Consider the following 20,414-nt stretch of genomic DNA (forward strand, 5'->3'; position numbering starts at 1 on the left):
CACGATTTTCCGGTCAAGCCTGCGACGAAATAGTCCGAACCACCATCCCCGCGCCGGATTTGCTCCTTCATGATTGGAGCGGATGGTTTTTGGACCTGTCAACGCTAACCCCCGGCGCCTGTGCCCCATGAAGGCACATCAGGAGTATTCATGTCTCAAGCTAACCCCACCCGCGACGATTTTGCCGCGTTGCTGCAGGAATCCTTTGCTACGCAGGATCTTGCCGAAGGCTACGTCACCAAGGGTATTGTAACGGCCATCGAGAAGGACGTCGCAATCGTTGACGTCGGCCTCAAGGTCGAAGGCCGTATCGCTCTGAAGGAATTCGGCGCGAAGGCCAAGGACGGCACGCTGAAGGTCGGCGATGAAGTCGAAGTTTACGTCGAGCGCATCGAAAATGCGATGGGCGAAGCTGTTCTGTCGCGCGAAAAGGCTCGCCGCGAAGAGAGCTGGATCCGTCTCGAAGTCAAGTTCGAAGCCGGCGAACGCGTCGAAGGCGTCATCTTCAATCAGGTCAAGGGTGGTTTCACCGTCGATCTGGATGGTGCCGTTGCCTTCCTTCCGCGCTCCCAGGTCGACATTCGTCCGATCCGCGACGTCACTCCGCTGATGCACAACCCGCAGCCCTTCGAAATCCTCAAGATGGACAAGCGCCGCGGCAACATCGTCGTTTCGCGCCGTACGGTTCTTGAAGAATCGCGTGCTGAACAGCGTTCGGAAATCGTCCAGAACCTCGAAGAAGGCCAGGTTGTTGACGGCGTCGTCAAGAACATCACCGATTACGGTGCGTTCGTTGACCTCGGCGGCATCGACGGCCTGCTGCACGTCACCGACATGGCATGGCGCCGCGTCAACCATCCGTCGGAAATCCTGAACATCGGCCAGCAGGTCAAGGTTCAGATCATCCGCATCAACCAGGAAACCCACCGCATCTCGCTCGGCATGAAGCAGCTCGAGTCGGATCCTTGGGATGGCATTGGTGCCAAATACCCGGTCGGCAAGAAGATCTCCGGTACCGTCACCAACATCACCGACTACGGTGCATTCGTAGAGCTGGAGCCGGGCATCGAAGGCCTGATCCACATTTCCGAAATGTCCTGGACCAAGAAGAACGTACATCCCGGCAAGATCCTGTCGACGACGCAGGAAGTCGACGTTGTCGTTCTCGAAGTCGACCCGACCAAGCGCCGCATTTCGCTCGGCCTCAAGCAGACGCTCGAGAATCCGTGGCAGGCATTCGCGCACAGCCATCCGGCTGGTACGGAAGTTGAAGGCGAAGTCAAGAACAAGACCGAATTCGGCCTGTTCATTGGCCTCGACGGCGACGTTGACGGCATGGTGCATCTCTCCGACCTCGACTGGAACCGTCCGGGCGAACAGGTCATCGAAGAGTTCAACAAGGGCGACATGGTCAAGGCCGTCGTTCTGGATGTGGACGTCGAAAAGGAACGCATCTCGCTCGGCATCAAGCAGCTCGGCAAGGATGCAGTCGGCGATGCCGCTACATCTGGCGATCTGCGCAAGAACGCCGTTGTCTCGTGCGAAGTCCTGGCCGTCAACGACGGTGGCATCGAAGTGAAGCTCGTCAACCACGAAGACCTCACCTCGTTCATCCGCCGTGCCGATCTGTCGCGTGACCGCGACGAACAGCGTCCGGAGCGTTTCTCCGTTGGTCAGGTTGTCGACGCCCGCGTCACCAACTTCTCCAAGAAGGACCGCAAGGTCATGCTGTCGATCAAGGCTCTGGAAATCGCTGAAGAGAAGGAAGCCGTCGCACAGTTCGGTTCGTCCGACAGTGGCGCTTCGCTCGGCGACATCCTGGGCGCAGCCCTGAAGAACCGCGGCGGCGAATAAGCCTCTGCAGTCTGAATAAAGAAGCCCGCGGAAAGCGATTTCCGCGGGCTTTTTCGTTTCCTGTTCCAAGTGGTATCTGCGCGCGAATGGGCTCAGCCGTATCCGCCCATGCGGCGGTAGAGATCATAGGCGGCGTCGCCGTCGTTCTCGCGCTCGTCCTGATCGGTCTGCTGCGCAGTGGGCCCATCCTCTTCCCGGCTTTCCGGGTGGTCGCCGTCTTCGCCTTGCTGGCCTTTGTCCTCTTCGTCCGCAAAGGCCTGTTTCTCCTCGTCCTCCAACTCGATGGCGCGCGCGTCTAGCGTCTTTGCCGGCAGGTAGGGGATCATAGCAAAGGGGATGGCGTCGCGGATAATGCCCGCGTCGGGCAGCCGCGGCGTCAGGGCTTCGCGTGCATTCTCTTCCATCGTCGCGGAATGCAGGAGCGTCTGGCGGCCGGCCGCTTTTTCCTCAGGTCCATCCAGCATTGCGCTCCATGTGTCCGGTTCCATCCCCGCCATCTCCATCCCGTCGCCGATATCGCCGGTGAGCAGGGATGTGTCCGGCATCATCTCGGCATTGTCGGTGGCTTCCAGCTGCGCAAACAGGATCTCGGCGCCCATATCCGCCGTCTCGGCGGCCAGCATGGCAAACAGCGTCTCTGGCGCATTCGCGCCGCCGGGCAGCGGTAGGCTGGCTTCGACCAGGGCCTTCAGCGTCTGGGCGAGGCTTCTTTCCGAGCGGTCCATCTCCGCGTCGTCCAAGGGCGAAGGAATATATTCGGCATCCGTGAACGTTTGATCCTGTGCCTGGGGCTCCAGTTCCCACTCTCCGAGATCGTGCCCCTTGAAGCCGTCAACTTCGGTGAGATTGCGGGCGCCGGCCGGTTTGACAGTTGACGTTTCCGCAGTTGCCCGCGTGTCTGTCTCGGCTTCCAGCGTGTTGAGATCGCCGCCATCGATGTCGGCTCCAGTCTTGTCCGCCCCGGCAGAATCCTCCGGCTGTGTGGATGCGTCCTTTGGCTCGAAAAGGTCGAGCCCCAGTTCCTCCACCAACTCCGCCTTCAACTGTCCATCCATGTCGGAAGCGATTGTGGCGACCAGGGACAGGGCCTCCGGATCGGCAGCGAGAAAGGCCGCAGCGGCGCGCAGCAGCGGGATCGTGTCGGAACTTGCCTTCGCGGCCTGTTGAGGTTGCCCGCTGACCGGCGCTGAGTCACTGCCGCGTGCCGTCGGAGCCTTTGCCGGCTGCTCCGCGCGCAAGGTAGTTGCCGGACCGTCCTCGTTGAGGCTTTCTTCGAAGGCTAAAATGGCGGGCGTCGTTTCGTCGCCACCGAAAGCCTTTTTCAGTGCGGCCTGCAACATCCCGGGGTCGGCAATGACGACAGGGGGGCTGGCCATGATCGTTTGCAAGGCGGGCACCGGCGCCTGCCGGCCCGGCACGGGTGTCTGTCCCTGCGGTTGTGACTGCGTTGGCAGCGGCCTGCCATCGGGCTGGCCGACGCCGGTACGCGGCACCATCGGCGGCACGAAGGGCTTGTCCAGCAGTCGCGGCATATCGATGATCGAGGGCATCTTCAGCACCTCGGCGAGGATCTTGACAGAGATCGCCAGGTTGTGCTGCCCCAATTGCTTTTCCAGCGCTGCCCGGGCTGCCGGCGGCAGCGTTTCGAGAAAGACGGCCAGCCGCTTGCCGAAATCGCGCAGCGTCTCCTGCGGCAGTGGCGGAAATTTTAGGATTTTTGCCAGCGTATCGAGCAGGCGGATCAACGCATCCTTCGGCAGGGGCTCGCTTCCGAGCAGATGCCGGTTCAGCGTCTCCAGGATTTTGAGAACCGCTTCCGACTGGATTCCCGAAATTCGCCCCGGCATCGAGACGGGCAGTGTCCGTTCCTTGGGCGTGACGGTTTCAACGGCGACGGCCGCCTGTGCCACTGCGAGGGGCGTTTTGACTGAGAGAATGGGCATCAGCATCGCAATCTCCGTCAAGCTCGGGTTGAAGCTCCGTGGCTGTGCGGTATGCCGGCTAAGGACCGGACGTCGCCACGCATATGTCAGGGGATATTGGCGCTTCATGCGCATGCCCGACGGCTCGTTCACGGCCAAACCAGACTGCGGCGGCTGCTTCGGAACCAAGGTGGCCGAGCATTGTATGTCCTTCATATTAGGGCAGAATGATTGACAGAATATTAACCATACCGAAGGCGGGTTATCTTGGGCGGAAGGCCGCCCGTTGGCCCTTGCCGCCCTTTCTTCGCTCGCGTACATCTTGGCGCTGCGTCACCGGCCATTGTGCGGTGGGCATGGAATTGCTTTCGGGGGGAATGCGATGAACTTGACCAACCTGATCCTCAACACCGATAGCTACAAGTTCAGCCATTTCCTACAATATCCGCCGGGCACGCGGGCAATCTCCGCTTATATCGAAACGCGCGGACATCCGGATCAGGCCGACGTCCTGTTCTTCGGCCTGCAGATGTTCCTGAAGGAATATCTCGGCAAGCCGGTGACATCAGCCGATATCGATGAAGCCGAAGCGATCGTCCTTGCCCATGGCCTGCCGTTCAACCGCGCCGGCTGGATGCGGATCCTCGGTCATTTCGGCGGCTACCTGCCGCTGGAAATCCAGGCCCTGCCGGAGGGCACCTTGCTGCGCCGCGGCGTGCCGATGGTGCAGGTGGTCAATACCGATCCGGAGAGTTTCTGGCTGACATCCTATATCGAGACCGCGCTGCTGCGCGCCGTCTGGTATCCGTCGTCGGTCGCCAGCAATGCCCGCAAGGTCAAGCAGATCATCCGGCCGATTCTTGAGAAGACCTGCGACGACCCGGACGCCGCCTTGCCCTTCCGCCTGCACGATTTTGGCGCGCGTGGGGTCGGCGCGCTTGAGCAGGCCGGTATCGGCGGCGCTGCCCATCTCGTCAATTTCATGGGCACCGACACGATGAGCGGCGTGCTTTATGCCCGGCGCTACTATGGCGCCGAAATGGCCGGGTTCTCGATCCCCGCATCCGAACACTCGACGATGACCGCCTGGGGCGTCGAGCGGGAAGCCGAAGCCTATTCCAACATGATCGATCGTTTTGCCGGCGGGGGCATGTTCGCCGTCGTGTCGGATAGCTACGATATCAACTATGCCGTCTCGGAAATCTGGGGCAAGCAGCTGCGTGAAAAGGTCAGGGCCAGCGGCGGTACGGTGGTCATAAGGCCCGACAGCGGCGATCCGATCGAGACGCCGGTTCATGTGATCAAGCAGCTAGACTGTCACTTCGGCTCAACGCTGAACGGCAAGGGCTACAAGGTGCTCGACAAGTCCGTCCGGGTGATCCAGGGCGACGGTATTTCCAACGCCGATATTAGCCAAATCCTCGGCCGGCTGGAGGCTTTCGGCTTTTCGGCCGAAAACATCGCCTTCGGCATGGGCGGCGGGCTTTTGCAGAAGGTCAACCGCGACACCTATTCCTTCGCCATGAAAGCCAATGCGCGTCTCGATGAAACCGGCAAATGGCACGATGTCTTCAAACGCCCCGCGACCATGAACGTCAAGGCTTCAAAGGCGGGCCGTCAGGCCGTTGTCAGCGGTCTGGGTGGCCTCGAAGCGGCGCGCCTTGATGAGCTCAAGGATCGCCACAATCATCTTGAAACGGTCTGGAAGAACGGCGATCTGCTGCGCGATTGGAGCTTTGAGGAAATCCGCACCCGGGCAAAATAGGGTTTTGCCCCAGGAAGTGATGGTGGCGCGCCTCGGCCTCGTCAGGCGTAATCAGGCGGCTTGCTTTTCCTTCTGTAAAAGCAGCGCGTATATGCCGTTTTCATCGACCGCAATCGGTAGGATTGACGGGTCGGCAACGTCGGTCATGTCCGGGCCGTTCTTGGCAATCAGGTAGACCTCGTCCTGTTCGCTCAACGAAATATCGTTCTTGCCATTGGCGTTTGCTGGACCTTTGTCGGCCATCTCGCTGGCAAGGCCCTCAGCTGCCTCTGTCGGGTCCACGGTGCTGCCGATCGCCTCTCCATCCACCGCCGCCAGGACCTGGATCGTCTCGACGGCCACCGCCACCGGGTCCTCGGTTGCACCGGTTTCGGCAGTACCTTTCCCGAGCGCCTGTTCGTTCTGCGTCTTCACGGCTGCGCGAAGGTCCTTGACATCCTCCAGCTTTTCTCCGGCCTCCAATGCGCCAATATGCTCTTCAAGCTCAGCCTTCGTTTCCTCGTCCTCGACCTTGGTCGGGTCGCTGATCTCTCCCGCCCGCTCAAGTTTCAGTTCCTCGAGGGTTTTCGGATCGGCAATAGCCTCCATCCTCTGCAGGGTCTTCGTCCGTGACGTCGTGGTTCCCGAAAGGCCGGTGGCGCGTTCTTCCAAGGCGAGTTCGAGCTTGTCGTCCTGCTTGCCGTAGGGGTTCTTGATCGCCTTCACGAGGTCATCAAGGGAAATTTTGAGCTCATTGAGCCCAAGCTTGTCGGTCAAGGCAAATTTCTGCTGCGGATCGAGTTGCGCAATGGCCTTTTCAAGCTGCACTCCGTAGCTGTAACCGGATTGGCCCTCCTGCTTTTCGATGCCGAGCATTTCCCCAAGCGATTCGATCAGCTTGATCTTCATCGCGTTGACATCGAGAGCGCTCGTATTGAAGAAATGCGCGTTGATCTTATCGTTGGCGGCGCTCTGCACCTCGTCGGAACGCAGCTGTGTCTTGAGGACCTTGTCGTCCTTCTTGCCTTTCAGCTTCTCGTCTTCCTCGACCCGGCGCTTTTCGGCGTCATCGATGACCGATTGCATCAGGGAAGTAATGCCGGTCGCGGCCGCTTGCTGGGTGGGAAACAGCATGTCAAATCGATCCAATCGGTTGAGGCGTCATGTTGAGCGCGCTATCTTGTCGTTCAAGCTGCGGTTTCGATCAGGCGGCCCGCGTTCCTTGGGCCTGACGCTTGAGAATTTCGTAAATCCCGTTTTCATCCAGGCTAACGGGCAGAATGCCGCTTGCTTCCGCATCCCCGCCTGCAGGCGCTGCTGCGTCTCCTGAGCCGGCTCGGGCCAGCAGAACGGCCGCATCGGCCTCTTCCTTGGCTTCCTCTGACGTGTCCGTCGTTCCGGCTTCCGTATCGACCGCATCGGTGCGGCCAGCCGTGCTGCTGGCAGTAGCGCTTTCGGCCTCTTCTTCGATTTCCGCCATTTCGGCGCCCGCAGCCAGAGTCAGAAGCAGATCGCCCGATGTGACGACCTCTGCTGCGGGCTTGCCGTCAGCGGCCGGTGTATCGGTTTGGCCGGGTGCGCCGAGGATGGCATCGTTGACCTTCTCGATCGTCTCCTGAACGTCCTTGATGTCCTCCAGTTTCTCGCCCGCCTCCAGCTTGCGAATATCCTCTTCGCGCTCCTTGCGCGTTTCGGCAGTCTCGACGCGGGTTGGGTCGGGCTGCTGTGTCTTTTCAAGCTTCAGTTCTTCGATGGATTTTGGATCGGCGACATCCTCCAGCCGCTGGATGGCGATCTGCTTGTCTTCCTTCGATCCGCCGGTATCGCGCGCCGCATCATCGAGAGCTTCCTGGATGATTTGCGCCTGCTTGCCGGTGGGGTTTTTGATCGCATCCACAAGTTGGGCCGTGGTGATCCCAAGGTCCCTCAAACCGGCCTTGGTTTCAAGCTCTGCAATATCGGCCGGCATCGACTTGCGCACGCTTGCCATCGTTTCGCCGATGCGCTTGCTGTAGGGCAGATCCTCTTCACCGTCGGTCTGTGTCAGACCGTAACGCGTCACGAAGCGGGCAGCCATCTTCGTCATTTCGGTCGGCTCTTCGGCGGTGCCGTTGAGCACCGCATCGATGTCATCGACTTTGACCCGGAAGCGAGCCAGGGTGATCTCCTGTGCTCCACCAGGGATGGGCGAACTGACAGGGAGGTTCGCTTCCTTCTTGCCGATCATCGAGACCAGCGTCAGCGTATCCTCGACACGGGTACCGAAATCCGAGTCGGATTCGCCCTCGTCACGGCTCACGCCGAGGATATTGAGAAAACGCGAGATCAGCGCGACCATGGGGCTGTCGTCGCCCTTCAGGGCGCCGAAGAAATGGGCATTGACCTTGTCGTTCAGGGCGGCATGGCTCTTGCTTGCCGAAATGCGTGCCTTGAGGATATCGTCTTCTTTCGTCTCCCTGCGCGCCTTCTTTTCGTCTTCGGCACGCTTCTCGTCCGCCTGGTCGATCATCGACTGCATCAGAGTGGTGGTAACGATTGCGGCACTGGACTGAAGAGGGGTAATCATGGCTGCTCCGCGCGGTCTGCAACGTGGGATGTCGTAAACAGTAACCGGCAACCTTTAATGTCTGATTAACCTATTTTCGCGATCGTTGTATTAGCGGTCAGTCATGCGTCGTGAGGAGGCCAAGCCGTCCTTCCGATCATTTTCGCCGGTGGCTGGGGTTTGCACACGATCGTCACCAGAACGAAGCTGACATAAAGCAACAGGTACCAGGAGCCCAATTTCTGCAGCGATACCATGTGCCACTCGGTCTGGCCGGGATAAAGCCATATGCCCGTTGCCGTGCCGATGTTCTCGGCAATCCAGAGAAAGATGCTGGTGAGGAAGGCCGCCAGAACCAACGGCATCCAGCGTGCCTCCCGCTCCACGGTAAAACAGATCCGCACCCGCCCGAAAAGCAGAAGCGTGGCCGCAAACAGCCCCAGGCGCATATCGATTATATAATGGTGGCTGTAGAAATTGATGTAGATGGCGGCCGCCAGAAGGGCGGTCAGGGCGAAGTGTGGATAGTGGGTGAACCGCATGTCGAAGATGCGGATGGCACGCGCCATGTAGCTGCCGACGGATGCGTACATGAAGCCGGAGAAAAGCGGCACACCGGCAATCTGGAAGAGGGCATCCTCGGGATAGACCCAGGATCCCATCCGGACTTTGAAGATCTCCATGCACGTTCCGGTGACATGGTAGATCAGGATGACCTTGGCTTCTTCCCAGCTCTCCATCTTCAGGCGCAGGAAGGTAATCTGGATGATCAGCGCCGCCAGAAACAGCGCATCGTAGCGATTGACCACCCAATCCTCGTTCCAGATCAGCTTGGTCACGATGATCAGAAACAGCACAAGGGCGCCAAACAGGCATGACCACGCCTGTTTCAGTCCAAACAGAATGAATTCGGCAAGCGCCGGTGGCAGCCTGGCCAGCTGCTGGCGGATCCACACCCGTATCGGTTCAAGGACAGGCCCGGTCTGGTGATTTTTGATGGGCTGCATCAGCTGTGTGCGAAAATATCCGTGTCTTCCCAGCCGATCAGGTCAAGCTTGGAACGGGTCGGCAGGAAGGCGAAACAGGCGTCGGCATGCTCGGCGCGGCCGTCGCGGATCAGGCGCGCAGTCAGCTTGTCGCGCAGCGCATGCAGATACAGCACGTCGGACGCGGCATATTCCAGCTGTGCCTGCGAAAGCTTTTCGGCGGCCCAGTCGGAGGACTGCTGCTGCTTGGAAATATCGACCTCTAGCAGTTCCTTCAGATTGTCCTTCAACCCGTGCCGGTCCGTATAGGTCCGCGTCAGCCGCGAGGCGATCTTGGTGCAGAACACCGGTGTCGTCGTCACACCGAACGTGTGAAACAACACGGCGATATCGAAGCGGCCGAAATGGAAAATCTTCTGGCGGCTGGGGTCTTCCAGCATGGCAACGAGGTTCGGCGCCTGCGTCTGGCCCTTGGCGATCCGGATCACGTCGGCCGTGCCATCGCCCGGCGAAAGCTGGACGAGGCAGAGCCGGTCACGGCGCGGAACGAGGCCGAGCGTTTCGGTATCGACGGCGATGGCACCCTTGTAGCGGGCAGCGTCTTCAACTGAGATATCGCCTTCGTGAAGCCGTATTGTATTTGCCATGGAAAACCCCACATCAGCCGGACGATGTGCCGCGCTTTGGTTCAAGTCGTTGGGCTATAGCGCAACTTCGCCGGAAGCGATACCGTCTCCTCACGCCCGGGGGAGACCTGTGGCGTTGATCGGGCATCAGTTGGAACGTAGATGTTGACCCTGCAGACTGTTTTTCTCTCCACCTCCCTGGTTCTCTCCGCTGTCCCGGCCGTCGCTGCGCCGCTCTCCACTGCGCCTGTTGAGCTTGCGCAGGTCTACACCGATCTGCCGGGTGTGAAGACACCGGAAGAGGCGTTCGATGCCAAACGGATTTACTGCGAACAGACGGTCGTCGAGCGCGAGGGGCACCCGACCTTCGCACCGCGCTACCGGACCATCAACAATTGCCGCCAGGGCGACGGCCCGGTGTTCCAGTCTCCCGGCACCCCCCGCTCGATCGACCGCTACATGCGTGGCCTCGATTATTAGCCCGATCCTCGCGGCCAGCCGCCTTGCAAATCGGCGGATCATCAATACAAGTTCGGCCAAGAGGAATGCCGGGCCTTTCCCGCGCCCGGCCAGGGAGATGATTTCATGCCTGAAACGCAACGGCCGCTGGCCATCTGCGCGCCGGAGCCGCGCACGCTCGATCTGATCTTCACGCCGCAGGCACTGGAGCAGCTGAAAGCCGGATATCGGATCGTCGAAGCCGATCCGGACAATATCGCCGGGCTCAGCGATGATATCCTCGGTGAAGCCCGCTACATCATCGGCCAGCCGCCCTTGAGCGCCGAGACCTTGGCGCGGATGCCGCAGCTGCGTTGTATCCTCAATGTCGAAAGCAACCTGATCAACAACATGCCCTATGAGGTGCTGTTTGCCCGCGGCATCCATGTGGTGACGACGGGCCAAGTGTTTGCCGAGCCGGTCGCCGAGATGGGCCTTGCCATGGCGCTGAACATCGCCCGCGGCATCGTCGATGCGGACGTCGATTTTCGCGAGGGCCGGGAGCTCTGGGGTGGCGAAGGCAATGTCCAAGCGAGGCTGCTTTCGGGCGCCGATGTCGGCATCATCGGCTTTGGCGATCTCGGCAAGGCGCTGAACCGTGTGCTCTCCGGTTTTCGCACCCATACTCGCGTCTACGACCCTTGGATGCCGGCCTCGATCCTGATCGATAACGGCGTTACGCCGTCGAACCTGGAGGATGTTTTGACGCAGAGCGATTTCATCTTCGTCGTCGCGGCCGTTACCAGCGAGAACCAGCATTTCCTTGGCGCTCCGGCGTTTGCCAGCATGCGTCCGGGCGCCGCCTTCATCCTGCTCAGCCGCGCCAATGTCGTCGATTTCGATGCGCTGATGGCGGCGGTCGCAAGCGGCCATATCGTGGCAGCCAGCGACGTCTATCCCGACGAGCCATTGCCGCTTGATCATCCCGTCCGCAACCTCAAGGGTTTTCTCCGCTCGGCCCATCGGGCTGGAGCGCTCGATAGCGCCTTCAAGAAGATGGGCGACATGGTGCTGGAGGATATGGACCTGATGGACCGCAACCTGCCGCCGATGCGCTGCAAACGGGCGGAGCGCGAGACGGTGTCCCGCATGCGTTCCAAGCCCGTCAGCGTCAACTGACCACCGTCAACCGGCCGTTGCCGGCTTCAGCTTGGATGTGCCCGCCGAAAGCACCAAGGGTGCCGCCATCAGGCAAAGCGCTCCGGCGATCATCAGCGCGGGCAGGTAGCTCGCGTAATTGTCGCGGATGAAGCCGCCGCCGAACGCTGCAAAAGCGGCGCCGATCTGGTGGCCAGTAAACACCCAGCCGAACACCATGTTGGCGCGCTCGCGGCCGAAATGCTGGGCGGTGAGCTTGACCGTCGGCGGAACGGTGGCCACCCAATCCAGCCCGTAGAAAATGGCGAAGATCGACAGGCCGAGGAATTCGAAGCCGGTGAACGGCAGCCAGAGCAGCGACAATCCGCGCAGGCCATAATACCAGAACAACAGCCAGCGATTATCGTAACGGTCGGACAGCCAGCCCGAGGCGACGGTGCCGGCGAAATCGAATAGGCCGATAATGGCGAGAATGCCGGTCGCGGTGATCGCCGTCATGCCGTAATCGGCGCAGAGCGAGACGAAATGGGTTTGGATCAGCCCGTTGGTCGAAGCGCCGCAGACGAAGAACGACAGGAACAGAACCCAGAAAATCCGCGTCTTCGAAGCCTCGATCAGCACGTCGATCGGCGAATTGGTCTTGAGCGGACCTGTTGCTGGCGGGTCGTCGACCACCTGGCCGTAGGCGCGCAGACCCAGGTCGGAAGGCCTGTCGCGCATGAACAGCAGCATGGCCACGGCGCAGACGAACAGCATGCCGAGAATGAACAGGATGGCCGCACGCCAGCCATAGGCTTCCGTCAGCGCCGCGATCAGCGGCATGAACACGAGCTGGCCGGTGGCGGTGCTGGCCGTCAACAGACCGATCACAAGGCCGCGCCGGGCCGTAAACCAGCGGGTGGCAACCGTTGCGCCCATGACCATCGCCGTCAGCCCGGTGCCTGTGCCGACGACGAAGCCCCAGAGCACGACCAACTGCCAGACTTCGCGCATGAACAGCGACAGCCCCATGCCGATGAAAACCACGGTCAGCGCCGTCAGCGCCATCAACCGCATGCCGAAACGGTTCATCAGCGCCGCCGCAAACGGCGCCATCAACCCGAACAGGATGAAGCGCATGGCCAGCGCCGCCGAAATCTCCGTTGCCTCCCAGCCGAATTCCTTTTGCAGTGGCACGATCAGCACCGAAGGCGCGCCGATCGTGCCGGCGGTGACGAGCATGGTGAGGAATGCGGTAGCGGCAACGATCCAGCCATAGTGGATATCCCGTTGTTCAAGCCGTTTGGAGAGCGTTGTGGAGAGCATGGGCGGGGTTCTCAACGGGCGCCGGCATCAGGAGCGATGCGACTGAGTGACTATTAATGTAAAAGTCACTAATACAAAAGCTTTCATGATGCAAGTTACTGGCGGGGAGGATGGCGAACAGCGTGGGGCTGTGCCTCATCGGCAAGACGGCTCGGGAACTGTAGGGGTAGAAAAGCGCAAAGAGACGATCTCTACTGACGATCTCAGAGGAGTTTACCGCCGTCTCTGGGGCCGGGGAAAATTCAGGCTTGGCGGATTGATTTCAGAGAGAAATTTTCGGCGTCTATCGGCTTGCCGGTCAGCCCATCGACATAGATCGGTTGTGCGGCCGCCCCTGTTTCAATGTCGGTCAGCCGCATGGTCACGCCACGATCGGCAAAATGCCGGTTGCCGAACACCGACAGTGCGATCAACAGCGGCTGCAATTCACGTCCCATACCGGTCAGCAGATACTCGTAGCGCATTGGCCGGTCCTGATAGGCGCGCTTTTCCAGAAGCCCGGCTTCGACCAGCGATTTCAGCCGACGGGTCAGGATGTTCGGCGCAATGCCGGTGCTTTTCTGGAATTCGTCGAATTTGGTGCGGCCGAAGAAGACATCCCGCAGGATGAGAATGCTCCACCATTCGCCGACCCGGTCGAGGGTGCGGGCGATGGGGCAATTCATTTCGTCGAAGTTCCGGCGCTGCATGGCCCTTATGTAGAGCCTCGGCTTGCATCATGCAAGTTGCTCGGCGTCACCCACCGTTGACCCGGCGCATCGCCGCAAGGATCGAGTCCTTGGTCTCGTGGCCGGTTTTGTAGAGGCCGAGCATGACGGTGGCGGCATCGCGGCCATCATCGCTGTCAAGAGCCGTTCGGGTTTGCCGGCACCACTCCTCGAGCGCGCCGCAGACCACTTCGATTTCACTCTGGTTCAAGGCCATGTCCGAGAGAAACGACATTGCTTCACCTATCGTTCGAAACATACCCAGTTCGGACCGATAGTGTAGAGCCTTCAGCAGCGCTGACAAGTCCCAGATCTTAGGGTATCCAGATCTTAGGGTATTAAGCCGGAGAATGAGCTATCGGACAGAAGAATTGCCGGTCGCGACGCCTGCTCCGTCCGATCAATCCGCCCGGGCTGCCGACGCTTCGACCAGCGAGGCTGCGATGGCCATGGCAAGGAGCTTGCCCTTGGCTCTCACCATGCCGCTATCGAAATCGCGTGCCGATAGCGCGAGGTCCATGCCCTCGCGCATCAGAATTTGTTGTGCCCTGTAAACTGCCCAGTTTTCGACGTCGTCGCGCTTCTGCATTGCGCCTGCCCCCCGGCTAAATCATTTAGCGTTGTCGTTCGGCTCTCAATCCGGTCTGGACGCAGGCACATGAGGCGAATCAGCTGAGCACGTGAACAGAATGCGTCATTTCCTTGAAATCGAAAGCAGAATTTTTGAGCGGTGATTAATGGGGGTGAAGCCTGCCTAACGCGGGGCGCGACCGGCCTTCCAGACGGTCGAGCACGGCGCGGGGGGCGGCATATGCGCTAGTCGCCGCGCGATTTCCCGCTGCCGCGCACCGCGCCTGCATCTGTCTTCTCAACCTCGAAAGCTTGCGGAAAATTCTTCCGGGCCAAGGCCTCGTTGAGCTTCAGCAGTCCTTCGTATGAGGCAGGATCAAAACCCCGTTCCGCCGGCAGCAGTTCGCGCCCGAACAGGCGGCACAGCCGCTCTCCGTCCAGATTGCCGCGCTGGAACGGCGTCGTGCCGAAATACTGCCACAGCGCCTGCACGAAGCCGATATCGGCCAGTGCCACCGTCTGATCCATGGTCCGCTGCCGCGGCCATGCCGTCAAAGGGGTGACCTTGGAATTGGCCCGGCGCAGGGTGAACTGCCACTGGGTTCCGAGTAGGCCGGGCGGAAAGCCGCGATGCTTGGGCATTTCAGGGGTCTTGGCCATGGCGTCACACCTCGAACACGTCTTCGAAAGCTTCCGGGAAGTTCTTGCGCCCCACCCGTTCGTCGATCCGCAGCAATGCCTCATAGGATGTGGCATTGAACGGTTCCTCGGCCGGCACGACTTCGCGGCCGAACAAAAGGTTCAGCCGTCCGGCATCGAGATTGCCGCGCTCGAACGGCTCGGTGCCAAATTGGTGCCAGAGTGCATGCAGGAAGGCGGCATCGACCTTCTGTTCGATCGAGTTCGGGCGGGCAAGGCGTTGCAACGCCTTGAGCGGAGTGACGCCCTTCTCGTTCGCCCGCCGGATGGTGAAATGATGGCCGTGGCCCGGCAAGCCGGAGGGAAAGCCCCTGTGTTTTGTCATCTCGGGCCGCTTGGCCATCTTGGTCTCCTTACGCCTTGGCCGCGCTGGCCGGGGCGATCTTGTCCTGCGTCTTCGTATCGAAGTCGGAGGCGTCGTGGCGTTCATGCAGTTGCTCAGTGGGATCGCCGCTCAGACGGTTGACCATGCGGCCGCGCTTGACCGCAGGGCGGGCAGCGATCTCGGCCGTCCAGCGCTGGACGTTCTTATAACTCTGCACATCGAGGAAGATACCGGCATCGCCATAGGCCTGACCGAGCGCCAAGTTGCCATACCAGGGCCAGGTGGCCATGTCGGCGATGGTGTATTCCGAGCCCGCCAGGAACTGGTTGTCGGCCAGGTGCCGGTCGAGCACGTCGAGCTGGCGCTTCACTTCCATGGCGTAGCGGTCGATGGCGTATTTGATGTGGATCGGCGCATAGGCGTAGAAATGGCCAAAGCCGCCGCCGAGGAAGGGGGCCGAGCCCATCTGCCAGAACAGCCAGTTGAACGTCTCGGTGCGGGCGCGAAGGTCCGTTGGCAGGAAGGCGCCAAACTTTTCGGCGAGATAGAGCAGGATCGAGGCGGATTCAAACACGCGCACCGGCGCGCCGCCGCCCTTTGGCGCATGGTCCATCAGCGCCGGGATTTTCGAGTTCGGATTGACGTCGACAAAACCCGAGCCGAACTGGTCGCCATCGCCGATCCGGATCGGCCATGCGTCGTATTCGGCACCTGTATGACCTGCAGCGAGCAGCTCTTCCAGCATGATCGTGACCTTGACGCCATTCGGCGTGCCGAGCGAATAGAGCTGCAGCGGATGTTTGCCGACCGGCAGCGGCTTTTCCTGCGTCGGTCCGGCGATCGGCCGGTTGATGTTGGCAAACGTGCCGCCATTGCCCTTGTCCCAAGTCCAGACCTTCGGGACTTCGTAACCGGCGGGAAAATTATCGGCGGGGGATTTTTCGGTCATGGGTGTGGTCCTTGATAATGGGAGATGTGCGCGAGAGGGGAGCACAATAGGCATATGGGAAGCGCGTAATGATTTTCGCTAGTGTAGATCGTCAATTTCCCCCAAGGCGTATTTTCTTTCTCCGTCATCCTCGGGCTTGACCCGAGGATCCATGCCCAACATTCCGGCGGAGTGGGTATCTGTGGATCCTCGGGTCAAGCCCGAGGATGACGATTGTGGGGTCAAACGCCTGCGAAGGCTATAGCGGTATCGTATCGTGCTTGCGCCACAGTTGCTCTTTCCGTTTGCCGCGCAGCGAGGCAAAGGCGCGGGAAAGGCGGCGGCGGGAGGAGTGCGGCATGATCACTTCGTCGATGAAGCCGCGTTCGGCGGCGACGAAGGGATTGGCGAAGCGTTCCTCGTATTCCTTCGTCCGGGCAGCGATCTTTTCCGGGTCGCCGAGTTCGGAGCGATAGAGGATTTCAGTCGCGCCCTTGGCGCCCATCACGGCGATTTCGGCGGTTGGCCAGGCATAGTTGACGTCGGCGCCGATATGCTTAGAGGCCATGACGTCATAGGCGCCGCCATAGGCTTTGCGGGTGATCAGCGTCACCATCGGCACGGTTGCCTGTGAATAGGCGAACAGAAGCTTGGCGCCGTGCTTGATGACGCCGCCATATTCCTGCGCCACGCCGGGCAGGAAACCGGGCACGTCGACCAGCGTCAGGATCGGGATCGAGAAGGCATCGCAAAAGCGCACGAAGCGGGCAGCCTTTCGCGATGAGTCGATATCCAGGCAGCCGGCCAGCACCATCGGCTGGTTGGCGACGACGCCGACGCTCTGGCCTTCCAGCCGGATGAAGCCGGTGATGATATTGCGGGCAAACGCTTCCTGAAGCTCGAAGAAATCGCCTTCGTCGGCGATCGCGTGAATGAGCTCCTTCATGTCGTAGGGTTTTGCCGAACTGTCCGGGATCAGCGTGTCGAGCCGGTTTTCAAGGCGGGCCGGATCGTCGTGGAACGGGCGGACCGGCGGCTTTTCGCGGTTGTTGAGCGGCAGGAAATCAAACAGCAGACGGACCTGTTCCAGCGTCTCGATGTCGTTTTCATAGGCCGCATCGGCGACCGAGGATTTCTTCGTATGGGTACCGGCGCCGCCCAGCTCTTCGGCCGTGACGATCTCGTTGGTGACGGTCTTCACCACATCCGGGCCGGTGACGAACATGTAGGAACTGTCGCGCACCATGAAGATGAAGTCGGTCATGGCCGGCGAATAGACGGCACCGCCGGCGCAGGGTCCCATGATCACGGAGATCTGCGGGATGACGCCCGACGCCTCGGCATTGCGGCGGAACACTTCGGCATAACCGGCAAGCGAGGCGACACCTTCCTGGATGCGGGCACCGCCGGAATCGTTCAGTCCGATCACCGGCGCACCGTTGCGCACCGCCATGTCCATGATCTTGCAGATCTTTTGCGCATGGGTTTCGGACAGCGAGCCGCCGAGCACGGTGAAATCCTGGGAAAAGACATAGACCTGGCGGCCGTTGATCGTGCCCCAGCCGGTGACGACGCCGTCGCCGGCCACCTTCTGCTCGGCCATGCCGAAATCGACGGCGCGGTGGGTGACGTACATGTCGTATTCTTCGAACGAGCCTTCGTCGAGCAGCACCTCGATGCGCTCGCGTGCCGTCAGCTTGCCCTTGGCATGCTGGGCATCGATGCGCTTCTGCCCGCCGCCAAGACGCGCTTCAGTGCGGCGCGCTTCCACGGTGTCGATGATATTGCGCATGCTTCCTCCCGTCGTCTTTGTCTCCTGCTTAGCCGGAAACACGATCGAAGGAAATCACCGATCGTGTCAGTGGGCCGGCTGTTGGACGAAGGGGAATCCGATCCAGGCCGCATCTTTTCCGGTCAAGGCGCGTTAGCGCTGATGTCAACGGAGAAAAAGCCAATGCCCCTGAAAGCCCTCGCCCTGAACGGCACGCTCAAATCCTCTTCCTCGACCGAGAAATCATCGACCGCGCAAATGCTCGACCTGATCGCGGTTGAGTTCACCAAGTACGACGTCAGTACCGACACCATCTGGCTTGCTGACCATAATATCAAGCCGGGCGTAGCCTCTGACGAAGGGGAGGGCGATGAATGGCCGGAGATACGCAGCAAGATTCTGGCCGCCGATATTCTGATCATGGGCACCCCCATCTGGATGGGGCAGCCGGGCAGCGTCTGCAAGCGGGCTCTCGAGCGGATGGACGCGTTTCTCGATGAAACCGATGATGCCGGGCGAATGGTTTCCTATGGCAAGGTTGCCGCCGTCGCGGTGGTCGGCAACGAAGACGGCGCCCATCATGTCTCGGCCGAAGTCTATCAGGCGCTCAACGATGTCGGCTTCACCATCCCGGCCAATGCGGTGGCCTATTGGGTCGGCGAGGCGATGGGCTCGGTCAATTTCGTCGATCTGGACACGGTTCCGGAAGTGGTGGAGACGATGATCTCCATACTTGCCCGCAATACCGCGCATCTTGCCGGTCTGCTCAAGGCCTCACAATATCCCGGCGAAGACACGTAACTGATCCGCCCTCGCCGGAAAATCCGCCTAAGCGGGATCAGCACCCATCACCAGCCCCTCGATGTCATGCTTCTGGGTGATCGGCACCAGTTCATCGACGACGCGGCAGACGAGGTGCTTCTTGGCCTTGTCCGGCAGGGCATCGAAATAGTCCTGCGTCACCATCATGTCGTGCAGTTCCGCATGGCCGGCACCGGGCGCATCGACGCCCAAGACCATGACCGGCCGGGCGATCGGCGACAGGTGTTCGGTACCGCGATGGACAGTCAGTGCCGAGCGGCAGGAAATGTCGCCGCGCTGCGGGAATTTGCGGGTGGCGCGTTCCTGAAAAGGAGCCCAGAGCGCCTTGTCCGGAAACATCTCGTGCTTCCAGTGGCGGCCGTCGTCATACTGGGTGCCGGGGGCGATCTCGAACGGCCCCATATCCGGCGTGACATCGACGCCGGTCAGGTTGAAGGCGAGCGACGTGATGCGGCGGTCCACATAGGTATCCTCCGGCGAGGGGAAGTCGCGGTGCCAGGGCTGGTATCTTGCACCTTCGAACGGCACGTCCAGGCCGATCTCGACGATCTGGTAGTCCGGCCCCAGCGCGTTCTCGCACATGGCGATCACCCAGGGATGCATGATCAGATCGACGAAGCCGCGAAAATCCTGCGGATGGATTTCCACATACCAGCGCCGCGGACCACGGCCGACCGCGCCGCCCGGACGCTGGATGGCCGACCAGAAGGCCGTCATCATGTCCTCCCGCATCGCATCGGCCCATTCGGGCGCAAAGGCGCCCTTCAGTCCGGTGATGCCGTCCTCCTTCAGGGTCTTGAGATTGTCCTGCAGGTCATACGAAAAACGCGCTGGTGCATTCATGATCGGTCTCCTCCGTTACTCCCAGCCTAGTGCAACTAATAATTATTAGTCAATATGCTTATGAGAATAAATGAGCTAGATTTCCCGCTCTGTCCTGGGAATTGCAGTCTTGACGAAAACCAAACATGAAAAACCGCCGCGCCGCGTGACGATGACGGATGTTGCGCGGCTTGCCGGCTGCTCGCAGGCGACCGTGTCGTTTGTTCTGAACAATGCGACGGGGGTGACGATCTCGGCGGAAACGCGCGGCAAGGTCATCGAGGCGGCCCGCACGCTGGGCTATGGCGCGTCGTCGCTGATCCATCGGCCCGTGCTCGGCAATCTCGGCCGCGGCACAATCGGCTTCATCTGCGATCAGCTGGCCACGACGCCGGAATCGGTCAATGCCATCGAGGGCGCGCGGCAGGCCTGCTGGGACGAGGGGGCGACCATCCTCGTTGCCCAGACGATGGGCAATCCTGACCGCGAGGAAAAGGCCGTCGAGGCGATGTTGCGCAGCGGCATCGAGGGACTGATCTACATGACGATCTTTACCCGGCAGGTAACGCCGCCGGCTTTTCTCGAAGGTCTTCCGGTCCCCGTCGTGCTTTTGAATTGCTACGCGCCGGAAAGCCGGTTTCCGTCCGTCGTTCCCGATGAAGTCGCCGGCGGTTTTGCCGCCACCGAGACGCTGATCCGGCTTGGCCATCGCCGCATCGCGACCATTATCGGCGAACCGTTCATGCAAGCCGCGCAGGACCGGTTGAAGGGGTACAAGAAGGCGCTGGCAAAGGCCGGTATCGCCTATGATGCCGGCCTGGTCGGCGAAGGCAACTGGTCGCCGACCTCGGGGTTCGAGGCGACGCAGCGGTTTCTGGCGCTGAAGGATCGCCCGACCGCTTTCTTCTGCCAGAACGACAAGATGGCATCCGGCTGCTACAACGCGCTGCGCGATGTCGGCCTGAAAATCCCGCAGGATGTCTCCGTCATCGGCTATGACGACGACGAACTCTGCCGCCACCTGCGGCCGCAGTTGAGCACGCTGATCCTGCCGCACCGGGCGATGGGCGCCTGGGCTATCTCCGAACTTGGCAAGGGCCGCAGACCAGGCAAAGAGGGCTATCCGCTGACCAAGATGGATTGCAACCTCATCGAACGCGATTCGCTCGCTACCCCGACGTAGCCCAGACAG

The 20,414-nt window shown here is 60.8% G+C and carries 20 protein-coding genes; 6 read left to right on the forward strand and 14 right to left on the reverse strand.

What is annotated here, in order from left to right:
• The first annotated feature begins 150 nt into the window (after window positions 1-150).
• Complete coding sequence (gene rpsA / locus ACP7BS_RS19185; RefSeq protein WP_426124856.1) at window positions 151-1,854, forward strand: 30S ribosomal protein S1; 1,704 nt, start codon at window positions 151-153, stop codon at window positions 1,852-1,854.
• A 92-nt stretch (window positions 1,855-1,946) separates the two neighbouring features.
• On the opposite strand, the gene ACP7BS_RS19190 is transcribed toward rpsA, so the two are convergent.
• Window positions 1,947-3,803 (reverse strand): hypothetical protein, encoded by a 1,857-nt coding sequence (locus tag ACP7BS_RS19190; RefSeq protein WP_426239386.1) that lies wholly within the window; start codon window positions 3,801-3,803, stop codon window positions 1,947-1,949.
• A gap of 355 nt (window positions 3,804-4,158) precedes the next feature.
• Here ACP7BS_RS19190 and ACP7BS_RS19195 point away from each other — a divergent pair, with 355 nt between their 5' ends.
• Window positions 4,159-5,541, forward strand: a complete 1,383-nt coding sequence (locus ACP7BS_RS19195; RefSeq protein WP_426239387.1) for a nicotinate phosphoribosyltransferase — start codon at window positions 4,159-4,161, stop codon at window positions 5,539-5,541.
• A 51-nt stretch (window positions 5,542-5,592) separates the two neighbouring features.
• Here the strand turns inward: ACP7BS_RS19195 and ACP7BS_RS19200 are convergent, their stop codons facing one another.
• The 4 genes from ACP7BS_RS19200 to ACP7BS_RS19215 all read right to left on the reverse strand — a co-directional run bounded on the left by ACP7BS_RS19200 (window position 5,593) and on the right by ACP7BS_RS19215 (window position 9,698).
• Window positions 5,593-6,654, reverse strand: a complete 1,062-nt coding sequence (locus ACP7BS_RS19200) for a hypothetical protein (RefSeq protein WP_426239388.1) — start codon at window positions 6,652-6,654, stop codon at window positions 5,593-5,595.
• A 70-nt stretch (window positions 6,655-6,724) separates the two neighbouring features.
• Window positions 6,725-8,086, reverse strand: a complete 1,362-nt coding sequence (locus tag ACP7BS_RS19205) for a hypothetical protein (protein WP_426239390.1) — start codon at window positions 8,084-8,086, stop codon at window positions 6,725-6,727.
• Window positions 8,087-8,187: 101 nt separating this feature from the next.
• Window positions 8,188-9,072, reverse strand: coding sequence for a DUF817 domain-containing protein (locus ACP7BS_RS19210; protein ID WP_426239391.1), 885 nt, complete (start codon window positions 9,070-9,072; stop codon window positions 8,188-8,190).
• On the reverse strand, window positions 9,072-9,698 hold the full coding sequence (locus tag ACP7BS_RS19215; protein ID WP_426239392.1) for a ribonuclease D: 627 nt from the start codon (window positions 9,696-9,698) through the stop codon (window positions 9,072-9,074). Before ACP7BS_RS19215 ends, ACP7BS_RS19210 begins: the two co-directional genes overlap by 1 nt.
• 141 nt (window positions 9,699-9,839) lie before the next feature.
• Here ACP7BS_RS19215 and ACP7BS_RS19220 point away from each other — a divergent pair, with 141 nt between their 5' ends.
• Both ACP7BS_RS19220 and ACP7BS_RS19225 read left to right on the forward strand, forming a co-directional pair.
• Window positions 9,840-10,157, forward strand: a complete 318-nt coding sequence (locus ACP7BS_RS19220; protein WP_426230940.1) for a hypothetical protein — start codon at window positions 9,840-9,842, stop codon at window positions 10,155-10,157.
• Between the two features lie 105 nt (window positions 10,158-10,262).
• Window positions 10,263-11,294: a hydroxyacid dehydrogenase gene (locus ACP7BS_RS19225; RefSeq protein ID WP_426239393.1), complete on the forward strand. Its 1,032-nt coding sequence runs from the start codon at window positions 10,263-10,265 to the stop codon at window positions 11,292-11,294.
• A gap of 6 nt (window positions 11,295-11,300) precedes the next feature.
• Here ACP7BS_RS19225 and ACP7BS_RS19230 read toward each other — a convergent pair whose 3' ends face one another.
• The 8 genes from ACP7BS_RS19230 to ACP7BS_RS19265 all read right to left on the reverse strand — a co-directional run bounded on the left by ACP7BS_RS19230 (window position 11,301) and on the right by ACP7BS_RS19265 (window position 17,599).
• Window positions 11,301-12,578, reverse strand: a complete 1,278-nt coding sequence (locus ACP7BS_RS19230) for an MFS transporter (protein WP_426239394.1) — start codon at window positions 12,576-12,578, stop codon at window positions 11,301-11,303.
• Between the two features lie 242 nt (window positions 12,579-12,820).
• Window positions 12,821-13,243 (reverse strand): winged helix-turn-helix transcriptional regulator, encoded by a 423-nt coding sequence (locus ACP7BS_RS19235; RefSeq protein ID WP_426239395.1) that lies wholly within the window; start codon window positions 13,241-13,243, stop codon window positions 12,821-12,823.
• Window positions 13,244-13,313: 70 nt separating this feature from the next.
• Window positions 13,314-13,520: a hypothetical protein gene (locus ACP7BS_RS19240; RefSeq protein WP_426239396.1), complete on the reverse strand. Its 207-nt coding sequence runs from the start codon at window positions 13,518-13,520 to the stop codon at window positions 13,314-13,316.
• A 165-nt stretch (window positions 13,521-13,685) separates the two neighbouring features.
• Window positions 13,686-13,874: a hypothetical protein gene (locus ACP7BS_RS19245; protein WP_426230945.1), complete on the reverse strand. Its 189-nt coding sequence runs from the start codon at window positions 13,872-13,874 to the stop codon at window positions 13,686-13,688.
• Window positions 13,875-14,101: 227 nt separating this feature from the next.
• Window positions 14,102-14,515, reverse strand: a complete 414-nt coding sequence (locus tag ACP7BS_RS19250; RefSeq protein ID WP_426230946.1) for a hypothetical protein — start codon at window positions 14,513-14,515, stop codon at window positions 14,102-14,104.
• A gap of 4 nt (window positions 14,516-14,519) precedes the next feature.
• Window positions 14,520-14,897 carry a hypothetical protein gene (locus tag ACP7BS_RS19255; protein WP_113246236.1) on the reverse strand — a complete coding sequence of 126 codons (378 nt, stop codon included), beginning with the start codon at window positions 14,895-14,897 and terminating at the stop codon, window positions 14,520-14,522.
• 10 nt (window positions 14,898-14,907) lie between these two features.
• Window positions 14,908-15,828: a glutathione-dependent disulfide-bond oxidoreductase gene (gene yghU, locus ACP7BS_RS19260; RefSeq protein ID WP_426239397.1), complete on the reverse strand. Its 921-nt coding sequence runs from the start codon at window positions 15,826-15,828 to the stop codon at window positions 14,908-14,910.
• Window positions 15,829-16,066: 238 nt separating this feature from the next.
• The gene (locus ACP7BS_RS19265; RefSeq protein WP_426239398.1) at window positions 16,067-17,599 is read right to left on the reverse strand and encodes an acyl-CoA carboxylase subunit beta; all 1,533 of its coding nucleotides are present in this window, start codon (window positions 17,597-17,599) and stop codon (window positions 16,067-16,069) included.
• A 162-nt stretch (window positions 17,600-17,761) separates the two neighbouring features.
• Here ACP7BS_RS19265 and ACP7BS_RS19270 point away from each other — a divergent pair, with 162 nt between their 5' ends.
• On the forward strand, window positions 17,762-18,379 hold the full coding sequence (locus ACP7BS_RS19270) for a flavodoxin family protein (RefSeq protein WP_426239399.1): 618 nt from the start codon (window positions 17,762-17,764) through the stop codon (window positions 18,377-18,379).
• A gap of 27 nt (window positions 18,380-18,406) precedes the next feature.
• Here the strand turns inward: ACP7BS_RS19270 and ACP7BS_RS19275 are convergent, their stop codons facing one another.
• Complete coding sequence (locus ACP7BS_RS19275; protein WP_426239400.1) at window positions 18,407-19,243, reverse strand: phytanoyl-CoA dioxygenase family protein; 837 nt, start codon at window positions 19,241-19,243, stop codon at window positions 18,407-18,409.
• Between the two features lie 109 nt (window positions 19,244-19,352).
• Between ACP7BS_RS19275 and ACP7BS_RS19280 the strand changes: the two genes are divergently transcribed.
• Window positions 19,353-20,405 (forward strand): LacI family DNA-binding transcriptional regulator, encoded by a 1,053-nt coding sequence (locus ACP7BS_RS19280; RefSeq protein ID WP_426239401.1) that lies wholly within the window; start codon window positions 19,353-19,355, stop codon window positions 20,403-20,405.
• Window positions 20,406-20,414: the final 9 nt, after the last annotated feature.

It is taken from the genome of Pararhizobium sp. DWP1-1-3, assembly GCF_049896125.1.
Classification (GTDB): domain Bacteria; phylum Pseudomonadota; class Alphaproteobacteria; order Rhizobiales; family Rhizobiaceae; genus Pararhizobium.

Coding starts and splice junctions, on each gene's coding strand:
- ACP7BS_RS19220 (WP_426230940.1), top strand. CDS start 9,840: ATGTTGACCCTGCAGACTGTTTTTCTCTCCACCTCCCTGGTTCTCTCC.
- ACP7BS_RS19270 (WP_426239399.1), top strand. CDS start 17,762: ATGCCCCTGAAAGCCCTCGCCCTGAACGGCACGCTCAAATCCTCTTCC.
- ACP7BS_RS19255 (WP_113246236.1), bottom strand. CDS start 14,897: ATGGCCAAGCGGCCCGAGATGACAAAACACAGGGGCTTTCCCTCCGGC.
- ACP7BS_RS19240 (WP_426239396.1), bottom strand. CDS start 13,520: ATGTCGTTTCTCTCGGACATGGCCTTGAACCAGAGTGAAATCGAAGTG.
- ACP7BS_RS19205 (WP_426239390.1), bottom strand. CDS start 8,086: ATGATTACCCCTCTTCAGTCCAGTGCCGCAATCGTTACCACCACTCTG.
- ACP7BS_RS19275 (WP_426239400.1), bottom strand. CDS start 19,243: ATGAATGCACCAGCGCGTTTTTCGTATGACCTGCAGGACAATCTCAAG.
- ACP7BS_RS19250 (WP_426230946.1), bottom strand. CDS start 14,515: ATGGCCAAGACCCCTGAAATGCCCAAGCATCGCGGCTTTCCGCCCGGC.
- ACP7BS_RS19230 (WP_426239394.1), bottom strand. CDS start 12,578: ATGCTCTCCACAACGCTCTCCAAACGGCTTGAACAACGGGATATCCAC.
- ACP7BS_RS19235 (WP_426239395.1), bottom strand. CDS start 13,243: ATGAATTGCCCCATCGCCCGCACCCTCGACCGGGTCGGCGAATGGTGG.
- ACP7BS_RS19200 (WP_426239388.1), bottom strand. CDS start 6,654: ATGCTGTTTCCCACCCAGCAAGCGGCCGCGACCGGCATTACTTCCCTG.
- ACP7BS_RS19245 (WP_426230945.1), bottom strand. CDS start 13,874: ATGCAGAAGCGCGACGACGTCGAAAACTGGGCAGTTTACAGGGCACAA.
- ACP7BS_RS19225 (WP_426239393.1), top strand. CDS start 10,263: ATGCCTGAAACGCAACGGCCGCTGGCCATCTGCGCGCCGGAGCCGCGC.
- ACP7BS_RS19210 (WP_426239391.1), bottom strand. CDS start 9,072: ATGCAGCCCATCAAAAATCACCAGACCGGGCCTGTCCTTGAACCGATA.
- rpsA (WP_426124856.1), top strand. CDS start 151: ATGTCTCAAGCTAACCCCACCCGCGACGATTTTGCCGCGTTGCTGCAG.
- ACP7BS_RS19215 (WP_426239392.1), bottom strand. CDS start 9,698: ATGGCAAATACAATACGGCTTCACGAAGGCGATATCTCAGTTGAAGAC.
- ACP7BS_RS19195 (WP_426239387.1), top strand. CDS start 4,159: ATGAACTTGACCAACCTGATCCTCAACACCGATAGCTACAAGTTCAGC.
- ACP7BS_RS19190 (WP_426239386.1), bottom strand. CDS start 3,803: ATGCTGATGCCCATTCTCTCAGTCAAAACGCCCCTCGCAGTGGCACAG.
- yghU (WP_426239397.1), bottom strand. CDS start 15,828: ATGACCGAAAAATCCCCCGCCGATAATTTTCCCGCCGGTTACGAAGTC.
- ACP7BS_RS19265 (WP_426239398.1), bottom strand. CDS start 17,599: ATGCGCAATATCATCGACACCGTGGAAGCGCGCCGCACTGAAGCGCGT.